A 25,217-nucleotide genomic window follows, 5' to 3' on the forward strand; every position below is an offset into this window, starting at 1 on the left:
AACCCCTATCCTATGGTCAATTTATTTTAGTTTGATATGTTTGAATTAAGCTTGATATAAGTTGATGAAGATAAGAAATCTGGTTTGATAGTTACGACCTTGCATCCTGGTAGCAAAGTAAAACGTCTTTTCTATACATATAACTGTCATCATGTATAGCTTTTCTGTTTTTCTATACACGTTAAAGTAATGTGTATAGTATTTGGTGGTTTTCTATACATATGGAACCAGACCATGAGCTATGTCGTAACACCGTTGCCGATTTCCGACCTTGAGCAGATTGAAACCCGCGCCACCTTGAAAAAGGCGGCCTTGGCTCATCGTTATTTGGCGGAGCTAAAAGGAATAGCGGAGACGATTCCTAACGAAGCAATTCTGATTAATACCCTTGCGCTGCAAGAAGCCAAACATAGCTCGGAAATAGAAAATATCATTACAACGCAAGACGAGTTATTCAAAGCGGAATTATTTACCGATGCACATATAAATCCTGCAGCTAAAGAAGTGCAAAATTATGCAGTTGCGTTAAAAACCGGTTTTGAATTTGTGCGTAAATCGGGGTTAATTCGGCTCAGTGATTTGTTAACCCTTCAGGAAATACTGGAAGAAAATAAAGCCGGTTTTCGTAAATTACCCGGCACAGAACTAAAAAATGCGCAGACCGGCAAAGTTGTATATACGCCACCGCAACACCCGCAAGACATAGAGCGCTTAATGGATAACCTGGCGCAATATATAAACGACCCCGACCTTTGTGCTGCTGACCCGCTAATTAAAATGGCAATTATTCATCATCAGTTTGAGAGCATTCATCCTTTTTATGATGGTAATGGGCGCACAGGCCGCATCATTAATATGTTGTATTTGGTCGCGCAGGGTTTATTGGATTTGCCGATTTTGTATCTCAGTCGCTACCTTATTCAAACCAAAGCGGAGTATTACCAGCAGTTACAAGCTGTACGCGATACTAATGAATGGGAACCTTGGCTGATCTATGTATTAGATGGTGTAATCCAAACCGCTCAGGCGACTATCGAACTAATAAAGCAAATTAAAATACTTATGCAGGAATACAAGCAAAAAATACGCAATCAATTGCCAAAAATTTATAGTCAGGAGTTACTGAATAATTTATTCAATCATCCCTACACAAAAATTGACTTTGTGATGCAGGATCTATCAGTTTCACGATTGACTGCTGCCAAGTATCTGGAGCAATTAGTTGACATTGGATTGCTTAAGAAAGAAAAAATCAGTCGCAGTAACTACTACATCAATCAGCCACTACTAAAACTGTTTATAGAACCGACATAAAAAAAGCGCAACCAGTTTTCACTGACTGCGCTTTTTTTAGCAACGGCGGATTAATGGCCGGTCTTAGCTCACCACACCACTGCGGTTCACACCGTTAATCAGCGCCTTCACTGCTGAAGTGATGATGTTGCGGTCTTGTCCTACACCATAAACCGGCTTGCCGTTTTTCACTTTGATTTCCACGTAGGTCACGGCGGCGACATCGGAGCCTTCGCCAACGGAATGTTCGTGGTAATCAATCACGCTCACTTCACCGTCGATAAACTGGCTGATGGCGTGGGCGGCGGCATCAATCGGGCCATTGCCACTGCCGCTGATTTGCACGGTTTTATCCTGATGTTGCGCGTGAATAGTGATATCCACCTGATGGGTATCATCCTGCTCAGTGAACTTGCTGGATTGATAAGTAATCGGCGTAGTCACTGCAAAATATTCTTCATTAAATATTTTGGCGATTTCACTGGCCTTCACTTCTTTACCGGTACTGTCACTGACTTTTTGCACCACACCGCTGAATTCAATTTGCAAACGACGCGGCAATTGCAAACCGGCTTCTTGTTGCAACAGGAAACTCACACCGCCTTTACCGGACTGCGCGTTTACCCGCACGACCGCATCGTAACTGCGATTTAAATCTGCCGGGTCGATAGGCAAATAAGGCACTTCCCACAGCGCATCTTTTTTCTGCACTGCAAAACCTTTTTTGATCGCATCCTGATGCGAACCAGAGAAGGCGGTAAATACCAATTCACCAGCGTAAGGGTGACGTGGATGTACCGGCAACTGGGTGCACTCTTCGTGCAATTTACGCACACGGTCGATATCGGAAAAATCCAAACCAGGACTTACACCTTGCGAATACAAGTTCATCGCCAAGGTCACCAAACACACGTTACCGGTGCGCTCGCCATTACCAAACAAACAACCTTCCACGCGATCTGCACCGGCCATTACCGCTAATTCAGCGGCGGCTACTGCAGTGCCACGGTCGTTGTGCGGGTGCACGCTGATGATGATGGAATCGCGACGGTTAATGTTGCGATGAATCCACTCAATTTGGTCCGCATAGGTATTCGGCGTATTCATCTCTACCGTTGCGGGCAAATTCAAAATCAATTTTTTCTGTGGCGATGGATTCCAAATGTCCACCACCGCATCGCATACTTCTTTCACCAATTCGATTTCGGTGGAGGAAAATACTTCCGGCGAGTATTGGAAAGTCCAATCTACTTCCGGTGCTTGTGCGATTAATTCTTTACACCACTTGGTGCCTTGAATTGCAATTGCTTTTACACCGGCTTCATCGGTGTTGTACACAATTTTGCGAAACGCGGGTGCAAGCGGGTTGTACATATGCAAAATCGCGCGCTTGGCACCGCGCAAACTTTCCACGGTTTTTTCAATCAAGTCGTAACGCGCTTGCACTAAGACTTCAATGGTGACGTCATCGGGAATTAAATTTTCCTCGATCAACTGGCGAGTGAAGTTGTAATCAATTTCACTCGCGGAGGGGAAACCAATTTCAATTTCTTTGAAACCAATCGCCACCAATTCTTTGAACATGCGCAATTTGGTCGCAACAGACATAGGATCGATCAGCGCCTGATTGCCATCGCGCAGGTCAGTGCTCATCCAAATGGGCGGTTTTTCAATGTGGTTGTTCGGCCATTGACGGTCGGGCAAAGAAACGCCGACAAAACGCTGGTATTTGGTAGATGGATTGGCAAGCATGATCGACTCCGAATATTGCCTAAAGGGTCCGGTTTGTAAGGAGCACTTGGAACCTTGTTGTACAAGTGTTCCAGGCTCCAAGCTGTATAGTTCTTGTGTACTGCTGTAGTAGTGGTCTTGCGGTTTTGGCCGATTCAAGTGGATCTGGTCAGGAACCTGGTGGTGGCAGGTACCGGTTTCCGGTGATGCAGTCACATCGGTGGAAACCCCAAACCCGCGCGGGTAGCGCCGGAGCTTTTATCAGCATGGTCTTAGTATAGTGTGTCAATACTGGCAGATGATTGCGAAGATTGTGTTATTATTGGTTTGTTAGCAATTAAATTTCTTTAAATTTTATTAAATTGAAATTTAATATCAACTATTTGAGATTTATCGCTATGGAATCCCGCTTGGAACTGGATAAATACGATCGTTTGATATTGGAAGCACTCCAGAAAGACGGACGCATCTCCAACCAGGAACTGGCTGACAGTATCAGTCTTTCTCCTTCACCTTGCTTGCGCCGGGTGCGCGCGCTGGAAGAATCCGGCCTGATCGACGGCTACGTCGCGCTGCTCAATGCGCGCAAGTTGGGGCTGACGCTGGTGTCGTTTATCCAGATCAGCATGGATAAACACACCCCGGATCGCTTTGATGCGTTTGAAAAAACCGTTGAAGCTTACCCCGAGGTGTTGGAGTGCCATTTGATCACAGGCCAATCTGCCGACTATTTACTAAAAGTCATCGTAAAAGATATGGATGCCTACCAACAATTCCTGCTGCAAAAACTCACCCGCATCGAAGGGGTGAGCGGTGTGCATTCATCGTTTGTGTTGAAGTCGCCAGTAGATAAAACGGCGCTGCCGGTGGGATGAACACTTGCGGTTTTGATCTGTTTGAAAAGCATCCTTGCCCATTTATAAAACGGTAATTATTCCAATCGCATAAAATCAAAATCCACACTGCCGCCGGTTTGCTCTGTGGCGAAGTTAAACAGGGCGAATCTATACCCCATGAAATGATCCAGTGAATATTTCATGTGCAGGGTGTTGCCGATGGGTTTCCAATCTATGCCATCAAGACTGTAAGCGAAGGTTGCTGTGTCTTTCAGATCGCGGAAATCCATATAGGTTTTTAAATGGATTTTTGATTCAGTGAGCTGCACTCGTTCAATCACCTCCCACTGATCTTGTTCACCTCTCGCCATCACAATAGATAAACCTTCTTTGGTTTTTTCAACGCCTACAAATCCATAGATTGATTGCAAAGCACCAATGCCAGCGTAATCGCCTGCTTTCATATTGCTGACATCAATTAAGGTGTGTGCAGTTGAAACCGGGCCAAACGTACGTTGGGTCAAGGTGTTTTGTGTTTCAACAAAACTTTTATCCAAACGTAAATTGGTTAAACGCAAAAAGCCTTTGCGATGGGTAAGTGACCAGCCTTCAGCAACTGGATTGTGATTCCATTGCCACGCCATTTTAAGTGGTTGGTTGGCAGCATAATCAAATTCATCTGATTCAATAATATTATTGAATCCTTGATGAACAACTTGAATCGGTAACTCATCGGGCACCTTGCCGTTTACACCATAAATCGGCCAACCGTCTTGCCAATGCACAGGCACCAAATAAGGAATACGCCCTACTGCACCGCGATCGCGAAATAAAAACGCATACCATTTGCCATCAGGCGTATCAATTAATCCACCTTGGGCAATGCCTTTATCCGTTAATGCGACTTTGCCTTCATAGCTTCCCAGCAAAGTATCCGCACGATAAATTAATTGCGTGCGCATTTTATTCGCAGGCCAGGAAATTAAATTTAGGTAATATTTTCCGTTCACTTTTAACATCTGCGAACCTTCGGAAGGAACCCAGAATTTATCACCAGCAACACGTGAAGCTTTTGGGATTAATACACGATTAACGCCGTCTTTTTTAATTGCGGTCGCGTCGGCGGTTAGCTCGACGATAAAAATATCGTCATTGCCATAAATCATAAATACACGGCCATCATCAAAAAATAATGATGAATCATGAAATAACGCATCGATTTCGATTCTTTGCCAATCGCCGGTTTCAATATTGTCGGTTGAAAAAATATAAGTTTTTTTGGTGGTGTTGGAAAAACTACTGACGTAATAACGCCCATTGTGATAACGCAAACTACTCGCCCAGGTACCTTCACCGTAAGCTTCTTTGCCATTATTCAGACTGGATTTTTCATCGCTTGATAACGTTGGATAGGCATAACGCACCATTTCCCAATTGACCAAATCCTTTGATTTCATAATCGGCAAACCGGGATTCATATGCATGGTGGTGCTACTCATATAATAAGTATCGCCCACGCGCATCACAGCAGGGTCAGGCACATCGGCCCAGATCACAGGATTATGGGCAAACGGTTTTTTGATTTCCGCCGTTTGGCAGCCCATCAATAAACTCAAAACCAATAGCAAACCCGTGAGTCTGGACACGGCAGACAAAATCTTTACCTTGGGCGATTGGCTTTGAAACCCCATGCAGTCGTAGCGGAAGTGAGTGAGTTTTTGCACCTTGCTGATCCTTTCTTTTGTGTGGTTTATGCGACAAATCGGCGACCTATCCTCAATGATTTCCTACTACGAAGCAAATAATCACAAGGTCTTTACTCGTTTTTACTTTTTGCCCAAAACTTGTTCAATATGCACATATAACCTATCATAAGTGCATATTGAACATTTTTTGGAAAGATTGAGGAAAGGGGAAAGATGTCAGCGCTCGCACAAACCAGTCCGGATCCAGCATCGGTACTCGCCAAAGCGGTATTGAATGCCGCTGACCAGCTCGGCTTAAAACAAGCTGAGTTGGCCGCTGTATTGGGAATCCATCGCACCGCTGTGAGCCGCCTCAAACAAAACCCGGCACTTGACCCTAAATCCAAACAGGGCGAACTGGCTTTGCTGTTAATCCGCATCACCCGCGCGCTTTTTGCGTTGACCGGGGGCGATAAAGACTGGATCAAACATTTTATGCACAGCCCTAACGAGGTGACGGGTGGCGTGCCCGCGCGGCAGATTGAATCCATTCAAGGGCTGATCCAAGTGCTGCAATTTGTTGATGCCCTGCGCGGCAAAATTTAATCGCGGAGAGTGAGACGAATGATTTGGGAAGCCTGCGAGGGAGCAACGTACATTCAGCCCATATCCGGCACTGCATGGCGGTTAGTCGAAAGCCAGGAGCAAATCGCTACGCTGGGTTATGTCGATACACTCGAAGAACAAGCGCTGTTGGAAGAATTACTCGACTCAGTAAAACCACCCTACCCAGCACATTGCGACCACTATCATTATTTATTGAAAACACCGTTTCGCTATCCACCGCTCAAATGGGGTTCACGTTTTGGGCGCGCGCATGAACCTGGTATTTTTTATGCGGGCTGCAATGCAAATACGACCTTGGCAGAAGCGGCCTATTACCGATTTGTATTTTGGTATTCGATCAGCAATTCTCCCATCAAAAATACCATCACCTCTGCACACACATTATTCAGCGTGAATTACGCAACCAAGCGCGGAATTCGTTTACACACTGAACCATTTACCCAATACCAAACACAACTTACCCATCCGCAACATTATTCAATAACCCAACAACTTGGCAGCGATATGCGCAGTGCGGGTGTGCAGGCATTTGAATATCAATCGGCACGCGACCCACAACAAAAACACTGTGTCGGTTTATTTATCCACTCCGCACTCGCACAAAAAAAACCGACAGAGATGACACAGTGGTTATGTGAACTAAGCGCAACTGAAGTAGCGTTCAAACAAGTGGGGCAAAAAGAGATTATCCGTTTTGCATTAGATACTTTTTGTGTTAATGAGCGCTTGCCGATGCCAGCGGTTTAGAAGATCACGGTGTATTCACACGCACATTGTTGCCGCTTTTGATCACATCCAACTTGCGATTCTGGTTGCTGATTTGCACTGCATAAAAAACCGGTGCGCCCAGTGCATCGCCAGTAATACTCAATTCGTAAGTACCGTTAGGGAATGGAATTGAATAGGCACCGCTATTAAATGCAGGGTAGGTTTTGCCATTGATAGTAATGCTGATTCCACTTAGGCCTTCGCCGACATCATAAAATTCATTGTTATTTTTATCGTCATAAATCACGCCGGTTAAAAAATAATTCGAGCCAGAGCGCGCAAAATTTTGCGTGAGCATGGATGATAAATAATTGCGGCTGTCCTGCATAAAATAACCTTGCAGTTGGCCAACACCCACCTCGCGGTAATTCCCGTTGAGGATATTGACGCGATGACCAGGCGATTTAAATAAACCTTCATGCTGCGACACTGCATAGCTGGTTAAGTTAATGTTGCTGCCCGTGGTGCCGCCCCATGCAATATTTTCCCCACTCGTCCAGCTGCCTGTGAAGGTATAACCTGCCGCCTGCATACGCTCATGGGGTGTTGAATTATTTTGGCCTGTGTGGGAAAAAATATCTTCATCCAGCATCCATTGCGAATGCAGGCGCGCTGATTGAGTCAGTAATAGATTGTGCGCAAGGGGCTGCTTGGGCGTATCGATAATTTGTGTTCCGGTTATCCCATCATTTAAACCAATACCTAAACGTGCTGCCTCTGCACCAGGGTTGGCGCGCGCGCGATTAACCAATTCCACTACCAACACTTCTTGCGCAGTGGGTTGTTTTGTTAAATCAATCGAGCCCGGTGTTGCACTCACTTCTGCACTGGCAATACTTTCACTGTTGCCATTCAGCGCAGTCACTACAAAATAATACGTTTCCTGATTGCGCAAATTGTTAATAACGTGCGGCGATATTGCATTGTCCACACGCGTACCATCATCAAAGCTGGCAATCGAATTGATAATAATGTTGGCTTCAGAAGCAAAATAAATTCGATACCCCGTTGCACCGACAACCGGATTCCAACTCAAAGTAACTGAACCATTGCCCGGCACGACAGCAACATTTTGCGGTGCTGTTACTGCATTGAAAGATGAGGATGAAGAGTTTGTTATTGAGTTCGTACTACTGACAATACTGGAAGAATTATTCGCCGCAGGCGTTGAAGAATTATTAGTCGGCGGATTGGAAGCTCCTCCACCGGAACCACCTCCACCACAAGCAACTAATGTCAACAGCATTAAAACTGAAATACATTTATCTACATTAACGATGCTTTTCATAACCAATACTCACTTCGCAAAGTACAGGCGAAAAATACTAACAAGCTTGAATCGCTAACACTGAGACAGCAGCCACAAGTAAAACAGGCGTGCGTCCCTTATAAACTCATTTTTTGTAAGCTAATTCTCATTTTTATTCTCCACCCAATCTATTTTATTGACCTGCCCACCTCATCCCAATAGGGTGTGCGCCGTCACCGCGTTGCCCTCGGGCATGGACGAATTTTCTGCTGCTACAAGGAGTTGCCACATGCAAACTTTTGCAATCAAACACCGCGCCCAACTGACATGGGAAGACCTTCCTTTTGTGGAAGCCCCTGTGTTTGCACATACCCATATTATGCAGATGCTGAACAACCCCAATCATTTGTGGATGCGCATCGAAAATCTCCCGGAATTTATCCGCACAGAAATTGGTTCTTACAGCTCGTTAAGAAATCACGATTATGCCAACAACCAAATAGAACGCCTGATCGGCAGCGGCCTCTATTTCAACGTATGCCGCACTGGAAAACCTTTTTGCGCTGCATTTACCTGGCAAGAAGATCCCGAACACCCACACAAAGGTTTTTGGGCTGATCCACTCAACTACTATTGGCGCGCATCTGTCGCTGTTAAAAATCAGCTTATGCTGATTGCTAACCAATGGCATAGATTGCAGACGCAAAGTAACTCTGATGAAAGTTCACTTGATGAGTGGATCTCTAAAACAGGTACAGTAGCTTACGCTGCTGATCCTTTTACTGCGAAGGGAATGAATTCTGGTTATGCACTCAGCTCACGAAAACAATTGAAATATATTTCTCCGGTGACGGAAAAATCAGAAATTAAACCGGTGGATTATTTGGGGATTGTGGATGATACGTTAGCGGATATGGAGCTATTTTCTATAGAGAAAGATGCTATTGATATGGATACATCATGGAAAGATGTTAGAGGATTCAAGTATAGAAAGCAAAATGACTATAACGATTATATTTTATCAGCAGCATCAGCGTATCCAAGGGTAAGCCCTTTAACACTGAAGGCTGTTTTATCTGTTGAATCCGCATTTAATTCTAATGCCTACAATAGTGTTGGGTATGCTGGTATTGCCCAGTTAGGTCCAAGCGAAGCGAAGCGAAGACTGAAGGGGGGCTATCTTTAGGTAATACCAAGAAAGTTGATGGTGTTTGGCAGTTTGATTTGTCAGGTGATGAACGTTTTGATCCGCAAAAAAGCATTGCCGCAAGTGCAACGGTTTTTGATAAAAAAGCTCAATATATCGATAATATTCTAGAGAAAAGTAAAATATCTGATCTATATAGTCGCTTGGAAAAAGAACAGCTATATGTCGCTAGTTATAATGCGGGGCAGGGCACGATTGGTGGGGCGTTGAAGAATGCTATTTCCGATGGTTTCGTCGCACCAAAGTGGGAAGATTTGATTGCACGGAATAAGGCATCTGACAGTTATTTGTGGAAAGCTATGCCTTCTAGTTGGAATCGTGAAAGCAAATATAATGAAATAACAAACTACCAAAAAAAAGTTATGGATTTGAAAATTCAATAGGGTTTTAAGATGAAATATATACTAAGTTTAATATTTTTATTTTTTGGTAATGTTGCTTTTTCTGTTGATCTGATGTCGACGTCAGCTGTTAAGTCTTTTAATGGCTGTGTATTTGAAAAATACAAAATAACGAATATTTCAGAAGGAGCAGGAGACTCGGGTTTTCTTACATTATTTTATTCTACAAAAATCAAGTCGAATAATATTTTGTTTCAAGCTAATGACCTTAACACTACTTCTTTTAAAGGAACCTATCTATTGCCTAAAATTCCAGAGCAAGATATTGGTACGTGGATGTTTATTGAAGAATTCTCTTCTCAGGGGGTGGTTCCTCATCTTATATATTTGCCTCTTTTAGAAGAGATAGAGCTGCAAGACTTGGGTCTTGAGAATGGCGATTTTGAGATGAGGAATATATATTTTGAGTATGTTGATACTCTTATGAGCAAAGAAAGTGTTATTGGTTTTTTCGATAAAAAGTCAAAGATGAATAGATATATGTCTCTTTTTGAAGTAGAACAAAAATTGCTATCAAGATGTGGAGGCGTTGAAAGCCTGCCTAAATGGTTTATTCCAGGTAGTGATTATTAATGTCGTTAATTGTACTAGCTCAGATCTAATCTGACAGTTACCGATTTTTACGAGCCCATCAGTTTAGATTTTGCCTAGTACAACTTATTTACTTAATAGTCACTTAAAGCCAGCCTCAAATACACTGAAGTTAAACACACTACCCTTACGTCGCGCTTGAGAAAGTGGGTATTCGATAAAAGCCCTTTGATATAAAAAGTTCTCTGCGTTAGATAATCCCGTTTTTACATACGTATTCATAACCTGCATACGTATGCAATTTATTGTTTTGTCTCAATCGCTCGCTCTAGTCTAGAGCAGCGTAAAGGGTAAACCTTGCCCGCACCATAATAACAATAATATTGATGTATCCATTTGCTATTTAGCAGTTCCTGTTTTGCTGTATTGCAATCCTGATTTCAGGCGCGATTTTTTCGCACCCCTGAAACATTCAAAAAAATAATTTATAACCTGACACGAGGACATTATGAACACATCTATTAAGCTGATTGCGGCGGGTACGCTGCTGCTCAGCAATCTGGCCTATGCCGATTGGTTTTTTCGCGGCACTCCTAATAATTGGACAACAACGCCGATGACGGCAGTATCGTCCACAGATGTTTCCACCTGCCAAACTTTTGGTGCAGCAAGCACTAACCCGCGTTTTAAAATTGATCGCACGGGTAATTGGAGTGAGAGCTATCCAACCGGCGATTACACCCTTGCCGCAAACCAGTCTTACCAGATTACATTTAATACCGTCAGTAAAGCGATTGCAGTGCAATCAGTTTCTAACTGCAACTCTACTGCATTCAATAAAAATTTTACTGCACTGAATTTTCGCGGCACTGCCAACAATTGGTCTACTAGTGCGATGACTCTGGTCGCTAATAATCTATGGTCAGTAGATGTGACCTTTGATGGTCAAGCCAACCAGCGTTTTAAATTTGATACCAGCAATAACTGGGCAGTGAATTACGGCGATAGCAACAGCGATGGTGTATTAAACCAAAACGGCAGCGATATTTATTCCAATGTTGCAGGACAGTATCGCGTGCAAGTGAATGACGCGACGCTCGCCTACACACTGACACCCATTGCAGGTATTTCTAGTTCATCAAGCAGTGTTGCGCCAAGCAGTTCAGCACCCTCTTCTGTCGCAGCAGTTTCATCAAAAAGCAGTTCGTCCAGTAGTGTTTCGTCTGTCGCGAATGACAATTGGTATTTTCGCGGTACGCCGAACAATTGGGCATCAACATTGATGACACTGCAAAATGGTTTGCACTGTACGCAACAGCAATTTGGTGCGGCGAGTACCAATCCGCGTTTCAAGATCGATCACTTTGCCAATTGGACGGAAAGCTATCCGCAAACGGACTATGTGGTTGCTGCCAATACACTTTATTCCATTTGTTTTAACGCCAGTACCAAAGCCATCACTCTGACCAATTTGAATTCCAGTGTGGCGGCAACCAGTTCGAGCGCCATCAACAGCAGCGCGGCCAGCTCCATCACTGGTATTGTGAATGGCGATTTCCGCAAAGAGACGATTTATTTTTTACTGACCGCGCGTTTTTATGATGGCGATGCCAGCAATAACTATTACAACCGCGACCGCTACAAGGCGGGCGACCCACACTGGCGTGGTGACTTCAAAGGCTTGATCCAAAAGTTGGACTACATCAAAGACCTTGGTTTTACCGCCATTTGGGTAACACCACCTGTAGAGAACCGTTCGGGTCTGGATTATCACGGCTATCACGCCTATGACTTTTACAAAGTCGATCCGCGCCTTGAATCGCCCGGAGCGGGTTACAAAGAGTTTATCGATGCAGCTCATGCCAAAGGCCTGAAAGTAATCCAGGATGTGGTGATCAACCACTCCAGCCAATACGGTTTGCGCAACGCGGTCTGGATCGACCATCTGCCAATCAAGTACTACGTACCGGCAGGCGGGGTTCAGGGCAATATCGTAAATGGGCCTTATCTTGGCAATTTAGGCGATTATAAAAGCACATTCCGCGACGATAACGACAATTCCGTCGCTCCCCAATGGTTTAAGGATCGCCATACCAGCGACCCCAACGGAACAGTGCCTTTGGTTGATCCTAAAACCGGCGTGACCGTGCCCAAGGCTGGATATGACGCCAACCGTTTCTTTGGTATCGATGCGGCTGGTCTGGACGCTAATTGGTATCACCTGGATGGTTTTATGTCTGGAGGTGATTGGGAGAGCCCGCTCGCGCTGCAGCGTAAACACATGGCGGGCGACACCATCGACCTGGCCACAGGCCGCCAAAACGTAAAAGACTATTTGAACGGCGCAATCCGCATGTATTTGGATATGGGCGTGGATGCCATACGCTTGGATACCGTGAAACACATTGAGCGCAACGAAATGCTGACCTATGTGAATAACTGGAAAGCGCACAAACCGGGCTTGTTTGTATTTGGTGAAAACCTGGTAAAAGGCACCGGGTTTGGCTCCGAGATATCCAACGACAACGCCAGCGCTGTGATCCGCCCCTGGTGGTATACGCGCACCACCAGCAATCCTGCCAATCCATTAGCCGGAGGCGATTCCGGTTTCTCGGTATTGGACTTCTCGGTCTTTTCAACCTTCCGCGATAACGTCACACGCGGCAACTTTGGCGGTATTGGTGGAGTAATGGCGATGGATTGGGTCTACGGCGATGCCACCCAACTCGTCACCTTCTTCCAGAACCACGATGTAGGGCCGGATAACGATTTTAAATATCGCTACGGCGGCGAGATCGCCAATGCGGCGATGGTGTACAACCTGCTCTGGACCAATCGCGGTATTCCTACGCTCTACTACGGTGAGGAAATTATGTTCCAGGCCGGATTACCGCAGGATATCGCCGGCAATAGCGACACTATCGACCAGACCGGGCGCGCCTATTTCGGGCCGCATCTGGATAACCTCGCTGCCACCCAAAGCCATCCACTCTACCAACACATCAAGCGCCTGAACCAGATCCGCAGCGCGATCCCTGCCCTGCAAAAAGCACCAAGTACCCGGGTAAGTGAGTGGGGCGCAGGCATGAGTTATGTGCGCGATCTTTCTTCGGAGGGCAGCTATGCGGTGGTGGGACTGGCATCCAGCAGTGGCCAATCGATCACTGTGAGCGGTGTGAAAAATGGAACTTACCGCGACACGGTGACGGGTAATAGCATCAATGTGACCAATGGCAGTATCAGTTTTAATGTTGCCAGCTATTCGGCGGGGATTTATGTGCTGAATGGTCCGGGCAAAATTGGCAATACCGGAACCTGGCTGCGTTAGTGCATCAATCCAATCGCACAAACCACTTTTAATAAAAAAGGGGCTTAGGGCCCCTTTTTTACTTCTGCTATTCAGATAACAGCTTATTTGTGCTTTTCCGCGCGGCGATCACCTTTACGGCGATCATTAGGCACATCTTGCGGAATACCTGCATGCTGCTGGCGACGATCGTGACGCTGACGTTCTTCCAACGCATCTTCGATCTGGGTTAATAGCACTTTGGGTGTTTTTTTCTCGATTGTCATTCCACTTGTCTCGCTACACAGTTGATTCTGTTAAATCGTTTACCACGGCCTGAGTATAGACCAGCACAATTTAGCCACTCATGATTTTTAGGTCATTTTTTATTTCAAATTTTTATAATCAACACCGCTAACTATATCAAAAATCAAATTTCATCTAGGATCAACTCACTTGGTTATTTGATATTGTCCTTCTAATAAGCATAAAAAAACCCGGAATTTGTTCCGGGTTTTTAACTTAAGTATTTGATTTACTTAAGAATTATACATCAAGGTTAGCTACCGCCAACGCATTTGTTTCGATGAAATCGCGACGAGGTTCTACCGCATCACCCATCAGGCAGGTAAAAATTTGATCAGCTGCGATCGCGTCCTGAATCGTCACCCGCAACATACGGCGGGTTTCCGGATTCATGGTGGTATCCCACAACTGTTCAGGGTTCATTTCACCCAGACCTTTATAGCGTTGGATGTTGTAACCCTTGCGCGATTCTTTCATCAACCACTCAAGGCCTTCGGTAAAACTGGCAACCGGTTGTTTGCGTTCGCCGCGCTGGATGTAAGCACCTTCTTCAATCAGGCTTTCCAGTTTTTCACCCAGTGAAACAATAGAGGCATATTCGCCCGAAGCAAAGAAGTCGTGGTTAAACGGATAGGGGGTGGCGATGCCGTGGGCAGTGATTTCTACTTGCGGCATAAACAGGTGGCGCTCGGTATCCTCACGCACAGTGATGATATAGCGCTGGCTACCGGCGCGAGCATCGATACTGAAATGCGCGGCCATTTGGTCACACCATTGCTGCATATGACCTTGATCAGCCAGATGCTCAGGGCGAACAGCGGGTAAGTAGATCATCTTTTCCAGCACATCGGCGGGGTAGAGGCGCGACAGTCGATCGATAGTCGCCATCACTTTGCGGTATTCGTACACCAGCTTCTCCAAGGCTTCGCCAGCAATCGGTGGAGCGCTTGGGTTGACGTAGAGACTCGCATCTTCCAGTGCCGCTTGGGTTAGGAACTCGGTCATCGCCGATTCATCTTTCAGATATTGTTCCTGCTTACCTTTGGCAATTTTATATAACGGTGGTTGGGCGATATAGATATGGCCGCGCTCAATCAACTCACGCATTTGGCGGAAGAAGAAAGTCAGCAGCAGGGTGCGGATGTGTGAACCGTCCACGTCGGCGTCGGTCATGATAATAATGCTGTGGTAGCGCAACTTTTCCGGATTGTAATCTTCTTTACCAATACCGCAGCCCAGTGCGGTAATCAGCGTTCCTACTTCGGCTGATGAGAGCATCTTGTCGAAGCGGGCTTTCTCAACGTTGAGGATCTTACCTTTGAGCGGCAGGATCGCCTGGGTTTTACGCGCGCGGCCCTGTTTTGCAGAACCTCCCGCAGAATCACCTTCTACCAGGTAGAGTTCTGAAAGTGCTGGATCTTTCTCTTGGCAATCGGCCAATTTGCCGGGCAAGCCAGCAATATCCAATGCCCCTTTGCGGCGAGTCATCTCACGGGCTTTACGGGCAGCTTCACGGGCGCGGGCAGCGTCGATCATCTTGCCCACGATCGACTTGGCTTCTTGCGGGTTTTCCAGCAAATAGTTACCGAAGTGTTCGTTCATCTCCTGCTCTACTGCCGTTTTTACCTCAGACGATACAAGCTTGTCTTTGGTTTGGCTGGAGAATTTTGGATCAGGTACTTTTACCGAAATAATCGCAGTGAGGCCTTCACGGGCATCATCACCGGTAGTAGCAACTTTGGCGTTCTTGGCGATGCCTTCTTTCTCGATATAGGTATTCAAACCACGTGTTAATGCAGCGCGGAAACCTGCCAAGTGGGTTCCACCGTCACGCTGCGGAATATTGTTGGTATAGCAGAACAGGTTTTCCTGAAAGGAATCGTTCCACTGCAAAGCCACCTCAACACCAATACCGTCATCACGTTTGAGCGAAACAAAGTGCACCATCTTGTTAATAGGGTTTTTGTTGGTATTCAAATGCTCAACAAAGGCGCGCAAACCACCTTCATATTGGTAAACCTCTTCCTTACCTGAACGCTCATCCTTCAATACGATGCGCACACCAGAGTTCAGGAAAGACAATTCGCGTAAGCGTTTAGCCAATAATTCAAAATGGAACTCGATATTGGTAAAGGTTTCCGTAGACGGTTTGAAGTGCACTTCTGTACCGGTAGTAATGGAATCACCAACTACAGTAAGTGGTGCATCGGGTACACCATGGCGATAAATCTGCTCATGAATCTTGCCACCACGGCGGATAGTCAGTTTCAAATACTCAGACAACGCATTAACAACTGATACACCTACACCGTGCAAGCCACCGGATACTTTATAGGTGTTGTCATCAAACTTACCACCAGCGTGAAGCACGGTCATGATTACTTCTGCTGCCGATACACCCTCTTCATGCATCTCAGTTGGGATGCCACGGCCGTTATCGGAGACAGAAACTGTCTCATCAGGGTGGATAGTGACTCGCACTTCATCACAATGCCCAGCCAAAGCCTCGTCGATAGAGTTATCTACCACTTCAAATACCATATGATGAAGGCCTGAACCGTCGTCGGTATCGCCAATGTACATCCCTGGGCGCTTACGCACCGCATCCAAGCCCTTTAGGACTTTAATACTGGACGAGTCGTAAGTGTTCTCTTCTGACATAGCTATTCTCCGCTTTGGTTCATTAGCGATCAGCATTAGGCTGATGATGTGTTCATTAAATTCATGAGACTTATCAGGTCTCAGTTACCCTACCCTGTTCCACGTGAAACATTTTAGGGTTGATATCTGTGTAATCACGCCAGCTGGATAAGAGCGTTTCCCGCTCAACACCCGTGATAAACACTTGAGTTTTCATTTTATTTAACCAACTAACCAGTAATGACCGGTATTTTTCATCCAATTCTGCTGGTAAATCATCTACCAGATAGATGCACTTGCGGCCGGTTAATTGATTAAACACAAACCCTTGCGCGATCTTGAGTGCGCACACAAGAAGCTTTTGCTGCCCACGGGAAAGTATCTCTGCGGCATCTTGCCCTTTCACTGTTATTTTCAAATCTGCTCGGTGACTTCCAAGATGGGTATATCCCAACCGTTGATCTCGTTCCACACCTGCACTGAGCACGTCTGCATAAGCAGTCTCTTTATCCCAACCGCGGTAATAACTCAGTTTGATTCCATCCACTTTGACGAACTCTTGCAAAAGCCCATCAACACAAACATTGAAACTATCAATACAAAGAGAGCGAAACTGGTGGATTGTCTCTGTGAGACTAACCAGCTCCTGATCCCATGAGGCCAATTCAAAGCTGTCTATTCTATCACGCCGCAGCAGGCTATTGCGGTGTTTGAGACAACGTTGGGTCGCCTTCCATGTAGGGAAGAAATTAGGTTCCACGTGAAACACTAACCAATCAATAAACTGTCGCCTGACTTTGGGACTGCCCTCTAATAATAAAAATGTATCAGAGTTAATAACTTGTGCCGGCAGGTAGATAGCCAAATCAGCTGCTGAAGGTACATTCACTCCATTCGCTTTGAAGAAAGCCTCACCTTCTTGTGTACGATTAATTCCTATAGGTACTTCGGAATGGTCGTGACCAAGCACTTTTCCAAACACAGTAAAAGAGGGTTGCTGGTAGTTAATTAACGCTTTGTGTTTATGGCTTCGGAAAGACCGCCCTAGCGCGAGTAAGTTAACTGCCTCCAGAATGCTGGTTTTTCCGGAACCATTCTCTCCGTAAAAGAGATTTACATCAGGTGATGGATTGATATCTACGTTGGATAAATTACGTAGATTCTGGATAAGAAGGCGTTTTAGGGTCATAGAACCTGCAGGACAGGATCTGAAAAATCAGAAAACCAATGCGCCATTACAGGCGCATCGGCATAACTACATAGAGGGAGTCACTGTTTTCCGGCTCTTCTAACAATGCACTGGAGTTAGCATCAGACAAGGTAATTTTGATATTTTCGTTGCTGATAACATTGGTGACGTCTTGCAAATAACTTACGTTAAAACCGACTTCCAAGGATTCACCTGTGTAATCCACAGTAACTTGTTCTTCTGCTTCTTCTTGTTCAGGGTTATTGGCAACAATCGTCAAAGTGCCATCAGACAGAAGCAGACGTACACCACGGTATTTTTCATTGGACAAAATCGCTGTACGGCCAAACGCTTGCTTCAATTCAAGACGGGATCCTATTACTACTTTATTACCACCGCGTGGCAATACGCGTTCATACTCAGGGAATTTACCGTCTACCAATTTTGAGGTGAAGGTATAGTCCATTGACGTGACACGGATATGATTGGCACTCAGCACGACTTCCACTTGAGCCGTGGAATCATCAAGCAAACGCGACAACTCCAATACACCCTTACGCGGCAGAATTGCCTGGACGACATCATTTGTATTCACTGCCACTGCGCGGGTACACATCGCCATACGGTGGCCATCTGTTGCGACTACACGCAGTTGATCCTGACGAACTTCCCATAACATGCCATTCAGATAATAGCGGACATCTTGCTGTGCCATTGCAAAAGCGGTGCGTTCAATAAGACGTTTAACTTCTTGCTGGGCGCAACTGAAACGAAGGTTTCCGGGGGTATCTTCTACATTGGGAAAATCCGATGCGGGCAAAGTTGAAAGCGTAAACCGACTCCGGCCTGACTTGACCATAATGCGGTTTTCTTCTAGAAAAAACTCAATATTGCTGCCATCTGGCAGGGATCTGCAGATATCTACCAGCTTACGTGCAGGAACAGTGATATCGCCGGAAACACCCGGTTGCTCCAAAGTGATACGACCGACAATCTCAACCTCAAGATCAGTACCTGTCAGTGATAACTGATCGCCATTTAATTGAATCAGCACATTGGACAACACCGGCAACGTCTGACGACGTTCCACCACACCTGCTACCAATTGTAGGGGTTTAAGCAACGCTTCGCGGGATACGGCAAATTTCATGTGATGGTCTCTTAGGTAATCTTCCGGGACTTATTGAGTTTTTATCGCAAATCGATGATGCACAAAACAACAGCGTTTATATCAAGTTGTCAGCGAGCGCAGCAAGTTTTTCATGTCCTCGCGGATATCCGCTGTTTCTTCTTGTAATTCCTTGATTTTGCGGCACGCATGTAACACGGTTGTATGGTCGCGTCCGCCAAATGCTTCGCCAATCTCTGGCAAACTGTGGTTGGTCAATTCTTTAGCCAAAGCCATTGCAACCTGACGCGGGCGCGCCACTGAGCGGCTGCGTCGCTTGGAGATCATGTCATTCATTTTGATTTTGTAATATTCACATACTACGCGCTGGATATTATCAATACCTACCTGTTTATCCTGTAGCGCCAGCAAATCTTTCAACGCCTCACGCACCAGTTCAACATCAATTGGCCTACCAGTGAAATTGGCACTGGCGATCACACGTTTGAGCGCACCTTCAAGATCACGCACATTGGCGCGGATGCGCTGGGCAATAAAAAATGCCGCTTCATGTGGCAACTCAATATTGACCTGCTCAGCCTTCTTCATCAGGATCGCCACGCGTGTTTCCAACTCTGGCGGCTCAACAGCGACCGTTAAGCCCCAACCAAAACGGGACTTCAATCGCTCTTCCAATCCATTGATTTCTTTCGGGAAGCGATCACAGGTCAGAATAATCTGGCGGCCACCTTCAAGCAGTGAGTTGAAGGTGTGGAAAAACTCTTCTTGCGATCGCTCTTTGCCTGCAAAGAATTGGATATCGTCAATCAATAATGCATCCATTGAACGGTAATAACGTTTGAAATCGTTAATCGCATTCAATTGCAATGCTTTTACCATATCCGCCACAAAACGCTCGGAATGCAAATACACGACTTTGGCATTCAGATTGCGCGCAACCATCGCGTTGCCGACGGCTTGCATCAAGTGTGTTTTCCCAAGCCCTACACCACCGTAGATAAAAAGAGGGTTGTAAGCTCCACCCGGGTTTTCAGCTACTTGACGCGCTGCCGCCAAACCTAACTGGTTTGATTTACCTTCAACAAAAGTAGCGAAAGTCGATGACACATTTAAATAGTTACTGTGTTTAAGGCCACCTTCTACTTCCACTTCCGGCGTTGGGCGCGTATAGGCATCTGTATTTTCTTGGGCAATATCACGTGAAGTAAGGTCATAATCGGTAACTTTACCTGCATATACAGGCATTATTAACGAAGTTTTCTGATTGGTATCTTGCGCAGAAAGGTTTTCATCGGGCGAATTAAACGCTGGTAAATCAATTGCAAATGAATCTCTGGGTAGCTGCTCTTTTGTAGCCGGCGGCACAACTACCGGTCTGCGTTGATTCACCTGAAATCCAGTTACAGGTTTAGGTGCCACGCCTACAGCCACTTGTAAATTATTATCCTGATGATAATGACTAGCCAATTCACGGATACGGTTAAGGAATTTTTCCGATACCCAATCACAAATAAATCGATTAGGCGCCAATAACCGCAATTCTTGCGGGGCAGCAGATTCATCAATTTGCAATGGCCGAATCCAGGTATTGAATTGCTGTGAAGGCAACTCATCCTGCAAACTGGCGGCACATAATTTCCAAATTGACTGCAACAAAACCAGAACTCCCGACAAACAAATGACTGTTATTGTTTATTGAATTGAAGATCTTCCCAATAGAAGTATCAGGAACACATAAAGTAAGTATCCCGGCAGGGTTTTGCACAGGGGGTGGCAAGTCTACTCCCGCATAACAGAGTTATCCACAACAACCATAAAAAAATTATCAGGTCAAAACTTAGACATTAAAATTCAAGTAGTTAGCAACTCGTACATTCATTAAAAAACACATATTGCATGTAGATTATTGACATATTAAACAATTAATCTGTGGATAACCCTGTGTATAAGATATGAATTAACTGAGGGAAAACTGGTGATAATGAGGAACTAATGAAAAACAAATGTTTTGTTGATTATTTGCTCAAAATTATTTGCTTTAGCAGAAGGCATTCATTAGAATCCCGCCTCTTTTCGCACACCGTGTGAATTAACTCAGGATTTTTAACAGGTTTATCATGAAAAGAACATTCCAACCCAGCAATCTGAAACGCGTTCGCAATCACGGTTTCCGTGCTCGCATGGCAACCAAAAGTGGTCGTCAAGTATTGGCTCGCCGTCGTGCGAAAGGCCGTGCAGAACTGACTCGCGTTTAATCGCCATCGATTCTTGGTTCACTAGCAGTTTGTTGAAATTTGTTATTGGCAAACGTGAAATAAAGTAGTCGATAACGGTCGTTCCCAGACTATTTTTAGCGCACTTATGCCAGCCAAAATAGAATTTCAACAGCCTGCTAGTTCGAATCAAACCCAAAGCAACGCTCGCTTTGGATTAGATTCCAAATCTGCTTCATCTCGTTTTACCAAATCCCTACGTTTACTCTGCGCTGCTGATTTCAAACCAGTATTTGATGATGCTCCTTTTCGCGCTTCACATCAGTTTTTCTTGATCCTTGCCCGTGAGAACCAGCTAACCCAGCCGCGTTTGGGATTGGTTATGGCAAAAAAACACATCCGCCTGGCAGTTGAACGAAACCGTATGAAGCGTTTAACCCGCGAGAGCTTTCGTCTTTACCAGCAAGATTTAGCTGGTTTGGATATTGTGGTTTTATCGCGTAAAGGCATGGATAGCCTATCTAATACCGACTTTAACCAGCAATTAAATCAGCAGTGGCAGCGAATTTTCAAAAAAGTGCGCCATCATCGGTTAACATCGCAACCCCGGACAAGTGGGGAACCTATCAATGCAGATACTAAAACAACTGATGAGTAGAGCGAACGCCTGTCTGGTTTGGCTGGCGATCAAGCTGCTTCACGCTTATCGCTATATATTAAGCCCCTGGATTGGTAACCAATGCCGTTTTTATCCCAGCTGTTCACATTACTCGGAAGAAGCAATTATCCGGCATGGATTTTTTACAGGGTCTTATCTAACCCTGCGTCGCCTACTAAAATGCCACCCCTGGCATGAAGGCGGGATAGACCTGGTACCTGAATCAAAGATACCTGAACCAAAAAACAACAAATGTTGTTCTTTTCACTCACACACTACAGATGGCAGTCATTAAGATGGATTGGCAAAAAAACCTGTTAATTGCAGCAATTCTCGCAACCTTGTTGATGTTGGTTATCCGCTGGCATGAATATCAAGAACAATTACCCTCACAACCTGCAATGGCAAGCCAAGCCATAGCAACAGAAACGTCTTCTTCAGCTACTGGGGTTCCATCACCTTCGGCAAGCAGTGAAATACCGATTGCATCCAATAATCTATCTGAGGCTGAAAAAACAACATTGGCTGCCAGTAAGCTAATTCGCGTTAAAACAGACAGCTTTGATCTGACAATTAATCCATTGGGTGGCGATATCGTGCAATTGGCACTTCCACGCCATTACCTGAAATTGAATACACCTGACCAACCTTTTGTATTGCTCGATAACCGTGACAACCATACTTATCTCGCACAAAGTGGTTTGATTGGTGTTAACGGGACAGATACTGCGCAAGGCCGTCCTCTATTTACCAGTGAAAAACAAGAATATTCATTGAAAGAAGGTGATAACCAATTACAGGTTGATTTGTTCTTGCAACAAGGTGAGGTAAAGATTACCAAGCGTTTTACCTTCACCCGTGGTGATTATTTAATCAATATCGAATACCTGATTGATAACCAAAGTAATACTCCTTGGTCAGCACAACTTTATGGTCAAATCAAACGCGACAGCCAAAACTTTGTCAAAGTCAGCGCGTTAGAAATGAATCCATTTTTGGGTGCCGCGATTACCACACCTGAAGAAAATTACAAAAAACTTACTTTTGCCAAAATTGCCGAAAATGAATTCAAAACAACTGAAAAAGGCGGTTGGGTCGCGATGGTACAGCACTATTTTATTAGCGCATGGATACCAGATGCAGAAAGTCAAAATACTTTCCACCTGCGCAAATTAGGTAGCAATGATCTCTACCTATTAGGATTTACCGGTAAAGTCACCGAAGTGGCTCCGGGAACCCAAGGGGTTATAGGTGCCCATTTTTATGCGGGTGCAAAAGACACAGAAAGGCTTGCAGAAATTTCACCTCATCTGGATCTGACAGTAGATTATGGTTGGCTTTGGTGGGTATCAAAACCTTTATTCGCGGTTCTTAAGTTTATTCACAATCTAGTTGGTAACTGGGGCTTGGCGATTATCGGACTCACTCTTTGCGTGAAGATACTATTCTTTAAACTATCCGCAACCAGCTATAAATCTATGGCGAAAATGCGCAAATTAGCGCCGAAAATGGCCGAAATGAAAGAGCGCTATGGCGATGATCGTCAAAAATTCTCACAAGAGATGATGAAGCTCTACAAAACCGAGAAAGTAAATCCATTTGGTGGCTGTTTACCTCTGCTGATCCAGATGCCGGTATTCCTTGCACTTTATTATGTGCTGATGGAATCAGTTGAATTGCGTCATTCACCATTCTTCGGGTGGATTCTCGATCTATCGGTAAAAGACCCCTACTTTGTACTACCGATTATTTACGGTATTACCATGTACTTCATGCAGAAGCTGAACCCGCAACCGACAGATCCTATGCAAGCGCGCATTATGAATATGCTGCCGTTTGTGTTTACCTTTATGTTCCTGTGGTTCCCTGCTGGTTTGGTACTCTACTGGGTAACCAACAACACCTTGTCGATCATCCAGCAATACATCATTACTAAACAGATCGAAGCTGAACCTTCTGCAAAATAAGTTACCGTTATGATTATTACCGACACTATCGCCGCCATCGCTACCGCCACTGGCCGCGGTGGTGTCGGTATTATCCGGGTCTCTGGTGCCAAAGCCAGGCTCGTTGCGGAAACTCTTCTTTCTATTAATATCCAGCCACGCTACGCACATTATTGCGATTTCAAAAACCGCAAGGGTGATGTGCTCGATCAAGGCATAGCCCTGTTTTTCCCCGGCCCCAATTCCTTTACTGGTGAAGATGTCCTTGAATTGCAGGGCCATGGCGGCCCGGTCATTCTCGATTTACTCTTGCAGGAAATTACCCAACTGGGGATCCGCCTTGCGCGCCCGGGCGAATTTTCTGAACGGGCATTTTTAAACGACAAGCTCGATCTCGCCCAAGCCGAAGCCATCGCCGACTTGATTGATGCCACAACCGAGCAAGCTGCACGCAACGCACTTCACTCTTTGCAGGGGGCTTTTTCCAAACGTATCCATGAGTTGGTTGAAGCATTGATCCACTTGCGTATTTACGTGGAAGCCTCTATCGACTTTCCTGAAGAAGAAATTGATTTCCTCAGCGATGGCAAAGTCGCCAATGACCTGAATACCATCATCGATAAACTGGAAAACGTTTTTAAAGAAGCAAGACAGGGTGTCTTGATGCGCGATGGTATGCGCGTAGTGATTGCTGGCCGTCCAAACGCCGGAAAATCCAGCCTGCTCAATGCCCTGAGCGGCCGTGAATCTGCCATTGTCACCAGTATTGAAGGCACGACTCGCGACGTCCTGCGCGAACACATCCATATCGATGGTATGCCATTGCATATTATCGATACCGCCGGTTTACGCGAAAGCCCGGATGAAGTAGAACAAATTGGTATCCAGCGCGCCTGGCAAGAAATTCAACAAGCTGATCGGGTATTGCTACTGGTGGATAGCCGTCAGAGCCAATTAACGGATCCGCGGGAAATCTGGCCAGAATTTGTCGAACGACTACAAGATCCAAACAAGATTACCCTTGTGCGCAACAAAATCGATCTCAGCAATGAAGCTGCAGGTTTGTTTACATCAAACAAACACAATACTTATATCGGAATAAGTGCAGCAACCGGTGCGGGAATCGATGACTTAAAACAGCATCTCAAAACTATCATGGGCTACAGCGAGACCGGAGAAAGCGGTTTTACTGCGCGCCGTCGCCATTTGGATGCACTTGAACGTGCTCAATCGTTCCTGAATTCAGGTAAAGCCCAACTCCATGGCTATGCCGCAGGTGAGCTATTGGCCGAAGATTTACGTCAGGCGCAAAATAGCCTGGGTGAAATTACCGGTGAATTTACCCCTGATGATCTTTTAGGCAGGATCTTCAGCAGTTTCTGCATAGGTAAATGACGTAAATTTCATCACCTTTCTTATTCTTATCTTTAATTAACCCCATCCTCAAAATCACACCTTTCACACCAAAGCTTCCAGTAAGGGAAACCTTAATACCGGCTTATCTTCATGTTTTTCCACACAG

Annotated in this window: 21 protein-coding genes; 13 read left to right on the plus strand and 8 right to left on the minus strand. The window is 45.3% G+C overall.

The window, feature by feature from the left end; all coding sequences use genetic code 11:
- The first annotated feature begins 234 nt into the window (after positions 1–234).
- Positions 235–1,314 (plus strand): Fic family protein, encoded by a 1,080-nt coding sequence (locus B2739_RS06680; protein ID WP_331345081.1) that lies wholly within the window; start codon positions 235–237, stop codon positions 1,312–1,314.
- Positions 1,315–1,377: 63 nt separating this feature from the next.
- Here the strand turns inward: B2739_RS06680 and leuA are convergent, their stop codons facing one another.
- Positions 1,378–3,045 (minus strand): 2-isopropylmalate synthase, encoded by a 1,668-nt coding sequence (gene leuA, locus B2739_RS06685; RefSeq protein WP_414633210.1) that lies wholly within the window; start codon positions 3,043–3,045, stop codon positions 1,378–1,380.
- A gap of 377 nt (positions 3,046–3,422) precedes the next feature.
- Here leuA and B2739_RS06690 point away from each other — a divergent pair, with 377 nt between their 5' ends.
- Positions 3,423–3,899, plus strand: coding sequence for an Lrp/AsnC family transcriptional regulator (locus tag B2739_RS06690; RefSeq protein WP_049631352.1), 477 nt, complete (start codon positions 3,423–3,425; stop codon positions 3,897–3,899).
- Positions 3,900–3,955: 56 nt separating this feature from the next.
- Here B2739_RS06690 and B2739_RS06695 read toward each other — a convergent pair whose 3' ends face one another.
- Positions 3,956–5,584, minus strand: a complete 1,629-nt coding sequence (locus B2739_RS06695; RefSeq protein WP_331345082.1) for a glycoside hydrolase 43 family protein — start codon at positions 5,582–5,584, stop codon at positions 3,956–3,958.
- A gap of 195 nt (positions 5,585–5,779) precedes the next feature.
- Between B2739_RS06695 and B2739_RS06700 the strand changes: the two genes are divergently transcribed.
- Together B2739_RS06700 and B2739_RS06705 are read left to right on the plus strand one after the other, a co-directional pair.
- Positions 5,780–6,151: an XRE family transcriptional regulator gene (locus B2739_RS06700; protein ID WP_331345083.1), complete on the plus strand. Its 372-nt coding sequence runs from the start codon at positions 5,780–5,782 to the stop codon at positions 6,149–6,151.
- Between the two features lie 18 nt (positions 6,152–6,169).
- Positions 6,170–6,919, plus strand: coding sequence for an RES family NAD+ phosphorylase (locus B2739_RS06705; protein ID WP_331345084.1), 750 nt, complete (start codon positions 6,170–6,172; stop codon positions 6,917–6,919).
- 4 nt (positions 6,920–6,923) lie between these two features.
- On the opposite strand, the gene B2739_RS06710 is transcribed toward B2739_RS06705, so the two are convergent.
- A complete protein-coding gene (locus B2739_RS06710) occupies positions 6,924–8,228 on the minus strand; it encodes a CAP domain-containing protein (protein ID WP_331345085.1) in 1,305 nt (434 codons plus the stop codon).
- 250 nt (positions 8,229–8,478) lie between these two features.
- Between B2739_RS06710 and B2739_RS06715 the strand changes: the two genes are divergently transcribed.
- From B2739_RS06715 to B2739_RS06730, 4 genes are all read left to right on the plus strand, one after another.
- Entirely contained in the window at positions 8,479–9,375 is an 897-nt protein-coding gene (locus B2739_RS06715) for a transglycosylase SLT domain-containing protein (RefSeq protein ID WP_331345086.1), read from the plus strand.
- A 38-nt stretch (positions 9,376–9,413) separates the two neighbouring features.
- Complete coding sequence (locus B2739_RS06720) at positions 9,414–9,779, plus strand: transglycosylase SLT domain-containing protein (RefSeq protein ID WP_331345087.1); 366 nt, start codon at positions 9,414–9,416, stop codon at positions 9,777–9,779.
- Positions 9,780–9,788: 9 nt separating this feature from the next.
- A complete protein-coding gene (locus tag B2739_RS06725) occupies positions 9,789–10,370 on the plus strand; it encodes a hypothetical protein (RefSeq protein WP_331345088.1) in 582 nt (193 codons plus the stop codon).
- Between the two features lie 466 nt (positions 10,371–10,836).
- Entirely contained in the window at positions 10,837–13,656 is a 2,820-nt protein-coding gene (locus B2739_RS06730) for an alpha-amylase family glycosyl hydrolase (protein WP_331345089.1), read from the plus strand.
- Positions 13,657–13,739: 83 nt separating this feature from the next.
- Here the strand turns inward: B2739_RS06730 and B2739_RS06735 are convergent, their stop codons facing one another.
- The 5 genes from B2739_RS06735 to dnaA form a co-directional block, all read right to left on the minus strand.
- Positions 13,740–13,901: a hypothetical protein gene (locus B2739_RS06735; RefSeq protein WP_331345090.1), complete on the minus strand. Its 162-nt coding sequence runs from the start codon at positions 13,899–13,901 to the stop codon at positions 13,740–13,742.
- Between the two features lie 259 nt (positions 13,902–14,160).
- On the minus strand, positions 14,161–16,581 hold the full coding sequence (gene gyrB, locus B2739_RS06740) for a DNA topoisomerase (ATP-hydrolyzing) subunit B (RefSeq protein ID WP_331345091.1): 2,421 nt from the start codon (positions 16,579–16,581) through the stop codon (positions 14,161–14,163).
- Positions 16,582–16,654: 73 nt separating this feature from the next.
- Positions 16,655–17,749, minus strand: coding sequence for a DNA replication/repair protein RecF (gene recF, locus B2739_RS06745; RefSeq protein WP_331345092.1), 1,095 nt, complete (start codon positions 17,747–17,749; stop codon positions 16,655–16,657).
- 46 nt (positions 17,750–17,795) lie between these two features.
- Complete coding sequence (gene dnaN, locus B2739_RS06750) at positions 17,796–18,899, minus strand: DNA polymerase III subunit beta (protein ID WP_049631345.1); 1,104 nt, start codon at positions 18,897–18,899, stop codon at positions 17,796–17,798.
- An 81-nt stretch (positions 18,900–18,980) separates the two neighbouring features.
- Entirely contained in the window at positions 18,981–20,534 is a 1,554-nt protein-coding gene (gene dnaA, locus B2739_RS06755; protein ID WP_331345093.1) for a chromosomal replication initiator protein DnaA, read from the minus strand.
- A 461-nt stretch (positions 20,535–20,995) separates the two neighbouring features.
- On the opposite strand from dnaA, the gene rpmH reads away from it, so the two are divergent.
- The 5 genes from rpmH (at position 20,996) to mnmE (ending at position 25,090) form a co-directional block, all read left to right on the plus strand.
- Positions 20,996–21,133 (plus strand): 50S ribosomal protein L34, encoded by a 138-nt coding sequence (gene rpmH / locus B2739_RS06760; protein ID WP_049631342.1) that lies wholly within the window; start codon positions 20,996–20,998, stop codon positions 21,131–21,133.
- A gap of 106 nt (positions 21,134–21,239) precedes the next feature.
- Entirely contained in the window at positions 21,240–21,749 is a 510-nt protein-coding gene (gene rnpA / locus B2739_RS06765) for a ribonuclease P protein component (RefSeq protein ID WP_331345094.1), read from the plus strand.
- Positions 21,742–22,044, plus strand: a complete 303-nt coding sequence (gene yidD / locus B2739_RS06770; protein WP_331345132.1) for a membrane protein insertion efficiency factor YidD — start codon at positions 21,742–21,744, stop codon at positions 22,042–22,044. Before rnpA ends, yidD begins: the two co-directional genes overlap by 8 nt.
- 1 nt (position 22,045) lies before the next feature.
- Entirely contained in the window at positions 22,046–23,716 is a 1,671-nt protein-coding gene (yidC, locus tag B2739_RS06775; RefSeq protein ID WP_331345095.1) for a membrane protein insertase YidC, read from the plus strand.
- Positions 23,717–23,725: 9 nt separating this feature from the next.
- On the plus strand, positions 23,726–25,090 hold the full coding sequence (gene mnmE, locus B2739_RS06780) for a tRNA uridine-5-carboxymethylaminomethyl(34) synthesis GTPase MnmE (protein WP_331345096.1): 1,365 nt from the start codon (positions 23,726–23,728) through the stop codon (positions 25,088–25,090).
- The last annotated feature ends 127 nt before the right edge of the window (positions 25,091–25,217 follow it).

Source organism: Cellvibrio sp. UBA7661 (assembly GCA_002483365.1).
Taxonomy (GTDB): Bacteria; Pseudomonadota; Gammaproteobacteria; order Pseudomonadales; family Cellvibrionaceae; genus Cellvibrio.

Bases quoted from the DNA above. Each gene is read 5' to 3' on its own strand.
- B2739_RS06735 (WP_331345090.1), bottom strand. From the start codon at position 13,901: ATGACAATCGAGAAAAAAACACCCAAAGTGCTATTAACCCAGATCGAA.
- gyrB (WP_331345091.1), bottom strand. From the start codon at position 16,581: ATGTCAGAAGAGAACACTTACGACTCGTCCAGTATTAAAGTCCTAAAG.
- B2739_RS06715 (WP_331345086.1), top strand. From the start codon at position 8,479: ATGCAAACTTTTGCAATCAAACACCGCGCCCAACTGACATGGGAAGAC.
- B2739_RS06705 (WP_331345084.1), top strand. From the start codon at position 6,170: ATGATTTGGGAAGCCTGCGAGGGAGCAACGTACATTCAGCCCATATCC.
- mnmE (WP_331345096.1), top strand. From the start codon at position 23,726: ATGATTATTACCGACACTATCGCCGCCATCGCTACCGCCACTGGCCGC.
- dnaN (WP_049631345.1), bottom strand. From the start codon at position 18,899: ATGAAATTTGCCGTATCCCGCGAAGCGTTGCTTAAACCCCTACAATTG.
- recF (WP_331345092.1), bottom strand. From the start codon at position 17,749: ATGACCCTAAAACGCCTTCTTATCCAGAATCTACGTAATTTATCCAAC.
- B2739_RS06690 (WP_049631352.1), top strand. From the start codon at position 3,423: ATGGAATCCCGCTTGGAACTGGATAAATACGATCGTTTGATATTGGAA.
- rnpA (WP_331345094.1), top strand. From the start codon at position 21,240: ATGCCAGCCAAAATAGAATTTCAACAGCCTGCTAGTTCGAATCAAACC.
- rpmH (WP_049631342.1), top strand. From the start codon at position 20,996: ATGAAAAGAACATTCCAACCCAGCAATCTGAAACGCGTTCGCAATCAC.
- yidC (WP_331345095.1), top strand. From the start codon at position 22,046: ATGGATTGGCAAAAAAACCTGTTAATTGCAGCAATTCTCGCAACCTTG.
- leuA (WP_414633210.1), bottom strand. From the start codon at position 3,045: ATGCTTGCCAATCCATCTACCAAATACCAGCGTTTTGTCGGCGTTTCT.
- yidD (WP_331345132.1), top strand. From the start codon at position 21,742: ATGAGTAGAGCGAACGCCTGTCTGGTTTGGCTGGCGATCAAGCTGCTT.
- B2739_RS06730 (WP_331345089.1), top strand. From the start codon at position 10,837: ATGAACACATCTATTAAGCTGATTGCGGCGGGTACGCTGCTGCTCAGC.
- B2739_RS06700 (WP_331345083.1), top strand. From the start codon at position 5,780: ATGTCAGCGCTCGCACAAACCAGTCCGGATCCAGCATCGGTACTCGCC.
- B2739_RS06725 (WP_331345088.1), top strand. From the start codon at position 9,789: ATGAAATATATACTAAGTTTAATATTTTTATTTTTTGGTAATGTTGCT.
- B2739_RS06680 (WP_331345081.1), top strand. From the start codon at position 235: ATGAGCTATGTCGTAACACCGTTGCCGATTTCCGACCTTGAGCAGATT.
- B2739_RS06710 (WP_331345085.1), bottom strand. From the start codon at position 8,228: ATGAAAAGCATCGTTAATGTAGATAAATGTATTTCAGTTTTAATGCTG.